The sequence below is a fragment of the Halobacillus yeomjeoni genome (assembly GCF_020171525.1).
GTDB lineage: Bacteria > Bacillota > Bacilli > Bacillales > Halobacillaceae > Halobacillus > Halobacillus yeomjeoni.
In genome coordinates this window covers 165,872-179,273 of sequence record NZ_JAIVAI010000002.1, presented here as the reverse complement: position 1 = coordinate 179,273, position 13,402 = coordinate 165,872, and the positions used below count along the sequence as shown (strand labels likewise).

The following is a 13,402-nucleotide window of genomic DNA, read 5'->3' as shown; positions in this document are numbered from 1 at the left end:
ACGAATGTAACCGCTTCATATCTTAGAAAAAAAAGATAAAAAATATAATTTTCTGAAAACTGGTTGCGGTTCGACATTTCTCTCGCTAGAATACTCCTTACATTCATTTTTTTGAGAGGAGGCCAAGCGATGATTACATTTATCGCATCCATCTTGTTACTTATTGTCGGTTACATCATTTATTCAAAGGTGGTCGAGCGAATTTTCGGCATCGATGACGAAAGGAAGACCCCGGCTTACGCGAATCAAGACGGGTTCGACTATATGCCTATGAGCTGGTGGAAAGCCGGTCTGATTCAACTGCTGAACATCGCTGGTCTCGGACCGATTTTCGGAGCGGTTCTTGGTGCGTTATACGGACCGGTCGCATTTTTGTGGATCGTTGCCGGTACCATCCTCGGTGGAGCGGTTCATGATTATTTTTCAGGTATGCTGTCAGTCCGTAACAAAGGTTCCCAATACCCGGCCCTTGTGGGGAAATATTTAGGGAAACCGGTACAATCGATCATGAATATCCTTTCGGTTTTGCTGATGGTCCTTGTCGCTGCAGCCTTCACAGCAGGTCCTGCGCAGTTGATGGCGGAAGTGACACCTTTAGGATTCATGACTAGTATCGTTTTGATTTTTGCCTACTTTTTAATAGCGACACTGCTTCCAATCAATAAAGTGATCGGAAAGATTTATCCGATCTTCGGAGCTGTACTTATATTCATGGCTGTATCGATCGGAATCGGAATGTTTTTCTTCGATCATTCGATTCCTAATTTGACTTTGAACAATCTTCATCCGGAAGAACTGCCGGTTTGGCCGATGCTGATGGTGACGATTTCCTGCGGAGCGGTTTCCGGCTTCCATAGTACACAGAGCCCGATTCTAGCAAGGACCTTGAAAAAAGAAAGCGATGGCAGGAAAGTGTTTTACGGCGCTATGGTGGCAGAGGGGATCATCGCGATGGTCTGGGCCGCTGCTGGTATGACTTTCTTTGGCAGTACGGGAGGATTACAATCAGCTCTCGATGCCGGTGGTCCGGCAGGAGTCATCAATGAAATCAGCAGTACGACTCTCGGACAATTGGGAGGTATTTTAGCGATCCTTGGTGTCATCATCCTACCGATTACGACTGGAGACACGGCACTGCGCTCTTCCCGTATGATGCTCGTCGACTTTGTGGAACAAGTAAGGAAAAAAGAAATGAAGGGCAAATGGACACCTGTATTGTTCGCTATTCCAGTAGCTCTTCCCGCTTTCTTTTTCACGCAAGTCGATTATACCTTCCTCTGGCGTTATGTAGGGTGGGGGAATCAGCTCGTTGCGACCGTCATGCTGTGGACAGCAGCGATGTATTTATTGAGAAAACAAAAGTTCCATTGGATTTGCAGTATTCCCGCGTTATTCATGACCGCAGTCGTGAGTACGTATTTGTTTTACGCCCCTGAAGGGTTCGGACTTGAATACTCGACAGCGATGGTCATTGGAGCATTCGTCTGGCTGATGGTGGCTGCTTGGTTCATCTGGCAAGTCATCAAAGAGAAAAATGCAGCAAATCGAGAAGTCGTCATTACGAAAGCAAGCTGAAGAAGAGAGCCGCTTCTATCATGAAGCGGCTCTTTTTTGCATGCTAATAAAAAAATCCGCCCGAAATGTCACTCAGGCGGATGTTTCAAATTATGAACTTGTGGAAGTGCGGCGGTGTTTCCACATCATATACCGGTAACGGATGGTGCAGCCGATGCAGTAACCCATCAAAGCAACGCCGGCAGCAACAATGACCATTCCCCCGAATAAATAACCGAGGACATTCAGGTCGATGGAGAAAAATCCAAGTGCCGCCCCCACGCAGATGGTAGCAATCCATTGATTGAACAGCTGCTGATCCTTATCTTCCTGTATATATTGATCAGGCTTTTTGGACAAGAAAGTGCGGCTGATCTTGATGATCGGGTTTGTCTTTGTAACTAATGTATATACGCCGATGGCGAGTGGTAAAAGCAACAATGAATGATGGATCAACAGTCCAGACAATACACTGATGACGACAAATGCTTGATTGGTTTGAACAAGTGGTTTAGGAATACCCATTTCTGTTCACCTTCCTTTATAACTTATTATACATAGTAGTTTACTCGGAATAAAGCGTTTTGTTTCTATATCAGCTGATTTTTCATATGTGAAACTTTCGATCGGTTGAGTCGTAAGGAAATACAAAGGAGGAAGTGGGATGAAGTTTTTTTCTTTAGTGCTGGGAAGTCTTTTACTCCTTAGTAGTCTGGGGTGTGAACAGAGTGCGGAGGAAACCGCCGGATCTTCAAAAGAAGAAAAGGTAACTGTAAACGAAGTTGAAGTCGACTTGAACGAAACGGAGTATTCGAAACATACCGAAGCTAAGAAAATCACTTATGAAAGTGATGGGTTGAAGGTCACCGGATATATGGTGAAGCCTGAAAAAATAGAAGGGGATCTTCCGCTTTTGATCTATAACCGCGGAGGCAATCGAGGGTATGGAAAAATTAATGAAAAGAAGCTGTCCCATTATTTGTCCTACTGGGCTCACCAAGGATATGTCGTCTTGGCCACCCAATACCGTGGTGTTGACGGGGGAGAAGGAGAAGAAGAGTTTGGAGGCTCAGACGTGAATGATGTCATCCGTTTACAAAAAGTCGCCCAAGAGTACGATTTCATCGATACAGAAAATACTTTCATGCTCGGGATGTCACGTGGGGGGATGATGACTTACTTAGCTATAAAGAAAGGGATGGACCTGGATGCAGCCGCTGTAATCGGGGGGATCACCGATGTGGAAGGTTTTTATGACGCCAGAGGAAAACTGGTCCAAGACATGCTTTTAAGGTTGGTCGGTTCTCCGGATGAAAACAAAGAAGCATACAGGGCCCGTTCAGCGCAGCATTGGGTCGAGCAGCTTGATGCTCCGCTGTTGATTTTACATGGAGAGGCAGATGAGCGGGTGCCTGTTGAACAAGCAAGACTATTGGCCGATCAGCTGGATGAGCAGAACGCAGATTTCGACTATGTTGAATATCCAGATGGAAGTCATGCTCTTTTTGAGCACTTTGAAGAAGTATCGAGTGAGATAGATCAGTGGTTTAAAGCTCATATGAATGATAATTCCGACTGATATGGTGTGAATTATGTTAGAATAAAGCTATCCACCTAATGAAGGAGTCAGAATAGATGAGCAGAATTTATGTACTTCATGAAAATAATGAATGGACCGATCATTTGAAAGACAGATTGGAAGAGTTGGAACTCCCATATGAACTGTGGCATTTGGATGAAGGGAAGCTTGATCTGACAAGCACTCCACCAGAAGGAGTTTTTTACAATCGAATCAGCGCATCCTCCCATACGAGAGACCACCGTTATGCCCCTGAATTTACGGAAGCGGTGCTGGCCTGGCTTGAACGACACGGAAGGACCGTCATCAACGGAAGCAGAGCATTGCGCCTTGAAGTAAGCAAAGTCAATCAGTATATGGCGTTGAATCAAGCTGGAATTGATACACCGAAAACAATTGCAGCGGTAGGAAAGAACCGTATTGTAGAAGCCGCTCAGGAATTGGAGATGGATTCGTTCATTACGAAACATAACAGAGCAGGAAAAGGCCAGGGAGTCCAGTTGTTCCACTCTATCGAAGCTTTGAAAGGATATGTGGAAGGGGACGGATTTGAGGAACCTGTAGATGGAATCACTCTAATCCAACAGTACATCAAATCGCCGGAGCCTTATATCATTCGCCACGAATTTGTCGGCGGCAAGTTTTTGTACGGAGTGAAAGTGGACACTTCAGAAGGGTTTGAATTATGCCCTGCAGATGCTTGTTCCATTGAAGACATGTTTTGTCCGACAGATGGAGAACAGCAGAAATCGAAAGCCAAGTTTGAAATTCTTCAAGATTATCATCCACCTTTCATTGACCAATATGAAAGATTTTTGGAAGAAAATGATATTCAGGTGGCAGGGATTGAAGCGATTCAGGATGAAGATGGCAATGTATACGCATACGATGTAAACACGAACACGAATTATAATTCGGATGCGGAGACGGAAGCGGACATATATGGCATGCTGGAGCTTGCGAAGTATCTTGGCAGTCACCTGGAAAAAATTCAAGCATAAAAAAGTGCCACCTGCTTGGTGGCACTTTTTCATGTTGTTTTATCAATGTCGCTTGCTCAGCCATAGAACGCCTGATTTGGCTAGACGTGGAAGAACACCTGTCATAGGTTTTTGCAGCATGTTGCCGAAACCATCGTTCTTTCCGAGAGACCCTAGAGCTCCTTTGAGTTTCACTTCACTTGGACGCTCAGGTACGCGGTCGTTCAAGACAGCGAGCAGTACTTCAGCAATTTTTTCACCCTGCTGGCCGGCTAGCTGGGCACTCGGTGAATGTTCAGAGGCGGCACAGTCACCGACGATATAGACATTCTGTTGGGATGGGACTTGATAGAAGTCGTTGATGATGATTTTTTCCTGATTATCTTTTTCAAACGGCAGCTCTCTGACTAAATAATTCGGTCGGACACCAGCCGTCCAAACCGTGACATCATTGAGGAAACAAATGCCGTTGTTGCACACACCATCTTTTTCGACATAGTCGACGTTGGCCCCATGAATGACTTCGACATCATTTTCTTTGAACCAGTTTTCGACGTAGTTTTGGATCTTCGAATCGAATGCCTTCAGTACGGTTTCCCCGCGATCGAGCAGCCGGATATTCAAATCAGGCCGGCTTTCACGGACCTCAGATGCCACTTCGATGCCGCTCAATCCTGCACCGACGACCGTCACTTTTCCGTAAGCTCCCAAATTGTTGATTGCAAGCCCTGCCTTACGGGCCTTACTGAACGTTTGGACACTTTCTGTGAATTCTTTGGCACCATCAATGCCGTGGTAATTATCCTCACAACCAAGGCCGATGATCAGATAATCGTAGGCGATATCTTCGGTGAGGCCTCGGATGACCACTTTTTCATTTTCTGTATCGATTTTTTCAATTTCTTCGAATACATAGTCCACTTGATCATGCTCAGGGAATTGTACACGTGCGTGCTTGTCCGATTCTGTGCCAGCTGCAATCGTATAAAATTCCGTTTTCAAAGAATGATAGGGGTTTCGGTCGACGACAGTGATATGTACGTCCTTCGGCAGATCATCGAGAAGGCCGTGTAAAATATTGATTCCACCGTAGCCGCCTCCGAGTATGACCACTTCTTTCATTCTTGTCACCACCCTTTTCTAATTCCGTTCTAATTGCTGTAATATAAGTCGTTTATCGAAAACGCTTTCTGTTTTCTTACAACTTTAAGCCTACCAAAAAACCGATCGGAAAACTATAACAAGTGAGCATTTCTTATCACGAAAAGACAATTTTCTCATATGTTCAGCATTCCCTAAATCGAATGATGTCAAAAGTGAAAATTTCCTGAAACGGCAGGCAAGTCACGTCGTATATAAATAAAGAAGGTTTCCGAAGGAGAGATGAAGGTGAAGGATCAGAAATTCATTATGCTGGATTTGGTTTGCTATGTCATATTTCCGCTTGCGGTTTGGCACCTTACACGTGAACCGATTGGCGATTATTATGCAATGCTTTTATCCTCCGTACCGGGAATCATTTACACTGTGTATCGCTTCATGGCGTTGAAAAAGGTCAACGTGTTCGGAATTTATATCTTATCTACACTAGTCATCGGGACCCTGCTCGATGTTTTGGCTGGGTCTGCATTACAGTTATTGTGGAACAGTGTCATTTTTGCATATGTATTGGCAGGGATATTCTTGATGAGCATTTTAATTAAGAAGCCGATATCCCTATACTTCGCTTTGGATTTCACAGAACTTCAAGGATATAATCGTCCGTTCACTAAACGGTTATTCTATAAGAAAAAGCTTCTATCTATTTTCAACTGGATTGCCGTTGCTTTCGCTGTGCAGGATGTGCTCCTGGCAAGTATCAAGGTGTGGTTGATCATTGAATATGGTGTGGAAGCTTTTGATAAAGGAATCATCCTCCGGCAAGTGCTGAACTGGGGAATTGCCTTCCTTATCATGGGTGGTTTTTTCTACGTAGGTAAAATCATCAAAGAAACGCCGGAGCTGGTTGATGAAGTAAAGGAAGAGATGAAGGCTGAAAAGTAATTTCTTTAAAAAGGTTCGAGGAGACTCAGCGTTCCCCGCGGAAAGCGGACTGTTTTCCCTTCCCTCCCCCGCTCTGATTAAAAAACGGACTGAAACCACAATCCTAACGAGTGGCCTTGTAAGAATCATTTAATTTTAATATATCAACAACAGACTTTAACGAACCCTTAAAGAAAAAACAGAAAAATGGTAAAGTGAACGAAACGTTGGAAATCAAAGGAGATGCCTCATGAAACACATCTATAGCGACATTCTGCAGTTCCGCGGTTCCCACTATGATTTTGGGTATTGGCAGGGCACGGAATTGAAGAATTCTTGGACTGTGAAAAACAGAGAAAAACAATGGAAAACGAGGAAGCCGAGGTTCACGGTAGAGGAACAAGAGGTGAAGGAGGCCATCACACGCTTCGCACCCGGGGTTTGGGATGAGCTGATCGGACTGCGTGACGCTTTGGAGTGGCCGATGGAACGGGTGCTGATGGAGTTCGGGGGATACCGGATTGATTACAAGAAATCTGGCTGCTCCATCATGACGGGCGACGGATACCTCATTCGGAATTATGATTATATGCCAAAAACATACGAAGGCAGGTATTCGCTTTATCAACCTACTGACCAAGGGTACGCCATCATCGGACCGACGCAGCGCATTACCGGACGGATGGACGGAATGAATGAAAAAGGATTGGTGATGGGGTACAACTTCATGCACCGCAAGCGCCCGGGGATCGGCTTCATCTGTTGTATGATCGGACGTCTTATTCTCGAGTCCTGTGCCAATGTCGATGAGGCTGTGGACATGCTTAAAGAAATTCCGCATCGACATTCATTCAGTTATACAGTCTTTGATTCCAGTAATCAAACGTATGTAGTAGAAGCTTCGCCCAGAGGGGTGGAGGTCAGGGAGTCGGATGTATGTACGAATCACTTTGAAATTTTGACAAAAGAGAACCGAAATCATTTAGTCGATTCCATGAAGCGGATGGATGCTATTCAAACCAACAGGCATACGATTAAGACAGCTGAAGATGCTTTCCGTTTGATGAACGATACGGAAAAAGGGGTTTTTTCAAAACTTTACAGCAACTGGGCAGGAACGATTCACACTTCAGGGTACCTGCCGAAACAAAAAAAGGCCTGGTTTACGCTTGGTGGAGATAAGGATCCTGTCAAATTCGATTTTCCTAAATGGCTGGAAGGTGAAGAGATCAGTGACGAGAGGATCTATGGTAAAGTCGATACTGAGCTGCCATTCGCTCATATGGAAGATGGAGCATACTGGACAGGAAAGAAATAATTCAGGGGACTATGGTTAAAGATAAGGGGAGGTAGCTGGACTACTTTCTTGCATGTTATGATATAATCCGATTAAGACCTGGTAATAAATTATACGTTCATTGGAGGCACAATTATGGAAGATTTACTGAAAATGAAAGATAAGAATATTGTCGTCATGGGAGTGGCCAACAACCGAAGTTTGGCTTGGGGCGTAGCCCAATCCCTGCATCAGGCTGGTGCAAACCTGATTTTTACATACAGGAAAGAACGTTCATACAAGAAAATTGAAAAGCTGCTGAATGATCACGGGATCGAAGCGAAAATGGTTCTTGCTTGTGATGTGAACAGTGATGAAAGCATTCAAGAAGCTTTTGAAAAAATCGGGGAAGAAGTCGACTGCATCCACGGCGTCGTTCATTCGGTCGCTTTTGCCAATGCTGAAGACCTGAAAGGTGAATTCGTCGATACGTCAAGAGATGGATTCGCATTTGCACAGGATACAAGTGCATATTCTCTTATCGCTGTAGCAAAAGCGAGCCGTCCATTAATGAAAGAAGGCGGTTCCTTGATCGCGATGAGCTACCTTGGGGCAGAGCGGGTCGTTGCAGGTTACAACGTAATGGGAGTAGCTAAAGCATCTCTTGAAGCCTCGGTCCGTTATCTTGCAAATGATCTTGGTAAAGACGACATCCGCGTCAATGCCATCTCTGCAGGAGCTGTGCGCACACTTGCTGCGAAAGGCGTGCCTTCCTTCAATGAAATCCTTCAAAAGATTGAAGAAACGTCCCCGTTAAGGAAAAATGTAACGAAAGAAGAAGTGGGAGACATGACGCTCGCAATGATGAGCCACTTGTCCCGCGGTGTCACAGGTGAAATTGTATACGTCGATTCCGGGTATAACATCCTCGGTTAATTATGAAGCCATTCTCCCTCAATGGGAGAGTGGCTTTTATTTTTTTGAACACGTTTGATATAGAGCGAAGAGGGAAAGGTAAAGTTAGATAAGGAAAATAGTCTCAGTAATATATACCGGGAATGGAGGAAACCGTACAATGCAAAAACAACAACACATTATCGAAGAATCCTTGAAAGCTGTAATGGAAGACGAGTCTTTCTTACCGAACCTGCAAGCTCAAACACGTGAACAGGCCTACAAATCTCTCTGCGCTTTACTTTCGACTCCCAACCACATACATAAGTCCTTTTTAAGGGTCACCTTAGAGAATGGGACGATTGTGAGAATCCCTGCTTTCCGTGTACAGCATAGTGATACCTTAGGGCCTTATAAAGGTGGTATTCGATTCCACGAGACCGTGAATGAAGAAGAAGTGTCCAACCTTGCGAAGCTGATGACATTGAAAAACGCTCTTCACGAACTTCCTTTCGGTGGAGGAAAAGGCGGAGTCATCATCAACCCTAAAGAATACAGCATCAAAGAATTGAATCTGATCTGTAAGAAATACGTCCAGTATTTCAATGATATCTTAGGGCCGGATAAAGATATCCCTGCTCCTGATGTAGGTACTGGTGAGCGTGAAATGGACTGGATGATGGGTGAATATAAAAATACGCATCCAGGGAAGATCTACCGCAACAGTTTCACAGGTAAGAGTATCGTAAATGGCGGATCACTTGGGCGAAGAGAAGCGACGGGTAAAGGGGTTTATTTCACATTCCGATATATGATGCACAATTACTTGAATGAAAATGAAAAGGCTCTCAAAGAAACAGATAACATCTTTGCGAAAACCGCTCTTGAGCATGCAGATAGAAAACTTACGATGGCTGTGCAGGGGTTCGGTAACCTTGGTTCCGTAGCCGCATTAGAAGCTTACCAGTGCAGCCACCTTCAAAATAAAATCGTCGCTGTAAGCGATCATAATGTCATGCTTTATCATGAGGACGGTCTGGATATTCCTGGCCTTGTCAAATTTACGAAAGAGCATGACGGAGACCTTCCTACCAACCAGGAAGAACTGGACGAATATGATATCAAAGCAGAGGTCAAGGAGCGGGATGACCTGCTCGCACTTGATGTAGATGTGCTCTTATTGGCTGCATTGGAAGACCAGATCCATAAAGAGAATATGGAAGATATCCAAGCTAAATTGATCATCGAAGGAGCCAACGGACCGATTACAGAAGAGGCCGACCGCTACCTGGCTGATAAAGGCGTCTTGATTGTTCCTGATATCCTGGCCAACGCAGGAGGGGTCATCGTTTCCTACTATGAATGGGTACAAGGCCGCGATACCCAGTTCATGACTGAGGAAGAAGTGTATAAACGCTTATTCGATAAGATGCGGGGCACGATGGATACGATTCTTCCACAATTCTTCGGAGATCCATTCCCTCTCCGCCAAAATTGCTATATCCATTCCGTCATGAAACTATCAACGATCATGTATCGCCAAGGAAAACTCTATTAAAAACAAGAATCTGTTAAAGATTAATTTTGATACTCATAAACAAACAGAACTTCCATTTTCTTGGAAGTTCTGTTTATTTTATTTACTATTAATAGCCGTTAGCGAAGCAAGCTGCTCTAATCATCTTGCTTCGTTTTAGTGTATATTGTCATCAGTATTATAACTACTGGTAAGGCAACCAATAAACTTAAACTCCAATGGTAATTCACACTTCTCCATTTTATCTGAAAAAAATGGTTTGCGTTTATGCAAATGGTAACAACCAACTTTAACAGAGCAAAAAACAAAAGCCGCTGCAGATCACTTCAGCAGCGGCTTTTGTTGATTCTATTTAAAAGAATGTCACTGATAATCAAACTGCATTTTTGTTAAGGTCCGTTCTTAACCATTCTGTTGGGTGGGAGTGGAAACGGCGAGACTCCCGCGGGAGAAGGGGCTGGGCGAGATCCCACAGGGCGTAAGCCCGAGGAAGCTTGCCAGGTCCCCCGCAGGAAAGCGAGCCGTTTCCACTCCCACCCTTTACTTTTACGGCAACGGACCTCTTCGTTTTAAAGTCTTGGATAAGAGTCGTAAAAAAGAGAGCTGTCAGCCTAAGCTGACAGCTCATGAATGAATCAACCGGTGTTACGAAGACCAGCTGCAATTCCGCTGATGGTCAATAACACTTCTGTGAGAATATCTTCATTCTTGTCTTCACTCTGACGAAGCTCTTTAATGAGCTCCACTTGTAAGAAGTTCAATGGATCTACATAAGGGTTACGTAAACGTACGGATTCTTTGATTGTCGGTTGGTGATCCAATAGTTCATCATCACCGGAAATCTTGAGTAGAACGTCTTTCGTTCGTTCATACTCATCAAATATGTTTTTAGAGATTCGCTCACCCAGCTGTTTATCATTAACCAGCGTCGTATACTCCTTGGCGGTTGGAATGTCCGCTTTCGTCAGAGCCATTTGCAGGTTGTTGATAGTGGAGCGGAAGAATGGCCAGTTCTCGTACATGTGTTGAAGCAGCTTCAGATTGTCTTCCCCTTTATCAACGTAGCTGGACAGGCCTGAACCAGCTGCATACCATGCTGGAATCAACTGACGGCTCTGAGACCAAGCGAATACCCACGGAATAGCACGAAGGTTTTCAAACTTGGAACTATCTTTCCTCTTCATCGGACGAGAGCCGATGTTCAATTCTCCTAATTCTTGAAGTGGAGTAGCTTCATTGAAATACGTCAAGAAATCAGGGTCTTCGAACACGAGGGATTGATATTTTTTCAAAGCGACGCCTGAGATTTCTTCCATTGCGTCTTCCCAGGATTGTTCCCTGTGATAGGACTGTTCAGATTCCTTCGAAACATTCGCAGCCCCTTCAAGTATGGTGGATGCGCCCTGTTCAAGACTACGATAAGCGATGTCACGAAGTAAGTAGCGGGAGGACAGTACTTCGCCTTGTTCTGTAATTTTCACCCCGTCACCTAATGTTTCCACTGGCTGGGACAATAGACTTCGGTTCAATGTACCGCCTCCGCGGCCGAGAGATCCACCGCGGCCATGGAAGAATTTCAAACCTACGTTGTACTCATTCGCCATGTCGTGGATTTCCTGCTGGGCCTTGTATAAGCGCCAGTTCGCCGTCAACGTTCCCCCATCTTTACTTCCATCAGAATAACCGAGCATGATTTCCTGGTGGTTGTTGTGGTGGTTCAAATGCTTGGCATAAACCGGCATATCAAATAATGTCTTCAGAATCTCAGGTCCTGCCACCAAGTCATCAACAGTTTCCAATAACGGAGCGATGTTGAGGTCGCTTTTCACTGTTCCATCGGAATGAAGGCGGTAAATACTGGCTTCTTTGGCCAGCACCAATACTTCCAGCAGGTCACTTGCAGATTCAGTCATGCTGATCAAGTAAACTTCAATGGAACGTTTCCCGAACTCTACATGAGCTTTGCGGATCATCTGGAAGACGTCCAGCATCTTTCTGGTGGATTCGGAATAGTCCTCATTCAATAATGAAACGGGACGTGGATCGCTCAATACGTCTTGGAGGACGTCTAATTTCTCTTGTTCGCTTAGAGCTGAGTAATCGTCGGTAATCCTTACTTTATTCAGTAATTCAGCTACGGCTGATTCATGTTCGCCGCTATGGTTCCGGATATCCAATGTAGCTAAGTGGAAACCGAACAATTCCACCTGGCGGATCAACTTACTAAGTTTCTTCAATTCACGTTTGTTAGGCTGGTGACTTTCAGCACTTTCCTTGATCTGATACAAATCACGGAGCAGCTCATCGGAGTATCCGTATGCGAAGTCTGATTTTCCGATTTGGCGGAGTCGTTCCAGGATGATCGCGAACTTACGACGGTAGATTTCGCGCTCTGCCCGCCATCTTTTATCTTCCGGGATGAGCCCTTCTTCACTTTCAACAGACTTCATCAATTCGTCTGTCACGGTCACTTGAGAAGTAGAATGGCTGAATCGCTTCATCAATTCCACCAGTACTTCCTCATATTTCTCCAAAACAAGGCTGCGTTGTTTGCCAAGGGTTTCCCACGTGATTTCCGGGGTAACATTCGGGTTGCCATCACGATCTCCACCAATCCATGAACCGAAGCGTAAGAAGTTCGGCACGGACCAATCCTCACCAGGATAATGTTCCTCAAGCCTTGCCTCGAGTTCCTGATGGACTTCAGGCAGAACATCAAATAAGGTTTCATCAAAGTAATAAAGACCGTTCCGGACTTCATCCATGACGGTAGGTTTACGGTTCCGCAGTTCTTCTGTCTGCCATAGGACAGTCACTTCATTTTGGAGACTGTCTTGCAGGCTTTCTTTTTCACGGACAGTCAAATTCGGCTGATCCAATTCTTTTAGAATGGTCGCAATCCTTTTCTGTGTTTCAAGAACCGTCCGCCTAGTCGCTTCGGTCGGGTGAGCAGTGATGATCAATTCAAGGGACAACCGGTTCAACACATCTTGGATGACCTCTTTTGAAAAGTCATTTTTCTTCAAGTTCAAGACCGCACTTTCCAGAGAGAAAGGCTGCACATCGTGGTCTTCTCTCAACTGGTACTCCCGGCGCCTGCGTATGCGGTGGTTTTGTTCAGCGATGTTGACGAGGTGGAAATAGATTGAAAACGCGCGGATGACTTGAGCGCGCATCGGAGGTTTCAAAGACTGAATTTCTTTTTTAAGCTGATTATATGTGGATACATTCGGGTTGCTTCGCAAATCTTTGGTCCATTGACGGATCGTTTCTACTTTATTCAATAATTCTTCACCGCCATGGTGGACGAGAATATCCCCCAACATGTTTCCTAATGCATTGATATCTCTTCGTAACGGGGTTGTTAAATCATTCGTTTGGCTTTTCGTTTTCATAAATACACCTTCCTGTTCAGTTGCTGTTATGAATAAATATGAATTTTGCCTTATGTTTTCATAATGTTATCAGAATAGTTCTTTTAGTCAAATAATAAGAAAAATTATCAGGATAGAGTTTAACCTCTTATCCTAAACGGGAAAAAATGAAAAACATATTCATAA

General features: G+C 44.5%; 10 protein-coding genes. 7 read left to right on the top strand and 3 right to left on the bottom strand.

The window, feature by feature from the left end:
* Nucleotides 1-129: 129 nt before the first annotated feature.
* The gene (locus LCL89_RS09070; protein WP_224809816.1) at nucleotides 130-1,575 is read left to right on the top strand and encodes a carbon starvation CstA family protein; all 1,446 of its coding nucleotides are present in this window, start codon (nucleotides 130-132) and stop codon (nucleotides 1,573-1,575) included.
* A gap of 90 nt (nucleotides 1,576-1,665) precedes the next feature.
* Here the strand turns inward: LCL89_RS09070 and LCL89_RS09065 are convergent, their stop codons facing one another.
* Nucleotides 1,666-2,079: a DUF4395 domain-containing protein gene (locus LCL89_RS09065; protein ID WP_224809815.1), complete on the bottom strand. Its 414-nt coding sequence runs from the start codon at nucleotides 2,077-2,079 to the stop codon at nucleotides 1,666-1,668.
* Nucleotides 2,080-2,218: 139 nt separating this feature from the next.
* Between LCL89_RS09065 and LCL89_RS09060 the strand changes: the two genes are divergently transcribed.
* Both LCL89_RS09060 and LCL89_RS09055 read left to right on the top strand, forming a co-directional pair.
* Entirely contained in the window at nucleotides 2,219-3,133 is a 915-nt protein-coding gene (locus LCL89_RS09060; RefSeq protein ID WP_224809814.1) for an alpha/beta hydrolase family protein, read from the top strand.
* Between the two features lie 56 nt (nucleotides 3,134-3,189).
* Complete coding sequence (locus tag LCL89_RS09055; RefSeq protein WP_224809813.1) at nucleotides 3,190-4,134, top strand: ATP-grasp domain-containing protein; 945 nt, start codon at nucleotides 3,190-3,192, stop codon at nucleotides 4,132-4,134.
* A 42-nt stretch (nucleotides 4,135-4,176) separates the two neighbouring features.
* Here the strand turns inward: LCL89_RS09055 and LCL89_RS09050 are convergent, their stop codons facing one another.
* The gene (locus LCL89_RS09050) at nucleotides 4,177-5,235 is read right to left on the bottom strand and encodes an NAD(P)/FAD-dependent oxidoreductase (protein WP_224809812.1); all 1,059 of its coding nucleotides are present in this window, start codon (nucleotides 5,233-5,235) and stop codon (nucleotides 4,177-4,179) included.
* A gap of 267 nt (nucleotides 5,236-5,502) precedes the next feature.
* Between LCL89_RS09050 and LCL89_RS09045 the strand changes: the two genes are divergently transcribed.
* The 4 genes from LCL89_RS09045 (at nucleotide 5,503) to LCL89_RS09030 (ending at nucleotide 9,863) form a co-directional block, all read left to right on the top strand.
* Entirely contained in the window at nucleotides 5,503-6,156 is a 654-nt protein-coding gene (locus LCL89_RS09045) for a VC0807 family protein (protein WP_224809811.1), read from the top strand.
* 229 nt (nucleotides 6,157-6,385) lie between these two features.
* On the top strand, nucleotides 6,386-7,453 hold the full coding sequence (locus LCL89_RS09040; RefSeq protein WP_224809810.1) for a C45 family autoproteolytic acyltransferase/hydolase: 1,068 nt from the start codon (nucleotides 6,386-6,388) through the stop codon (nucleotides 7,451-7,453).
* Between the two features lie 114 nt (nucleotides 7,454-7,567).
* A complete protein-coding gene (gene fabI / locus LCL89_RS09035) occupies nucleotides 7,568-8,347 on the top strand; it encodes an enoyl-ACP reductase FabI (protein ID WP_224809809.1) in 780 nt (259 codons plus the stop codon).
* Nucleotides 8,348-8,486: 139 nt separating this feature from the next.
* Nucleotides 8,487-9,863: a Glu/Leu/Phe/Val family dehydrogenase gene (locus LCL89_RS09030; RefSeq protein WP_224809808.1), complete on the top strand. Its 1,377-nt coding sequence runs from the start codon at nucleotides 8,487-8,489 to the stop codon at nucleotides 9,861-9,863.
* A 614-nt stretch (nucleotides 9,864-10,477) separates the two neighbouring features.
* Here the strand turns inward: LCL89_RS09030 and ppc are convergent.
* Nucleotides 10,478-13,237, bottom strand: coding sequence for a phosphoenolpyruvate carboxylase (gene ppc / locus LCL89_RS09025; protein ID WP_224809807.1), 2,760 nt, complete (start codon nucleotides 13,235-13,237; stop codon nucleotides 10,478-10,480).
* Nucleotides 13,238-13,402: the final 165 nt, after the last annotated feature.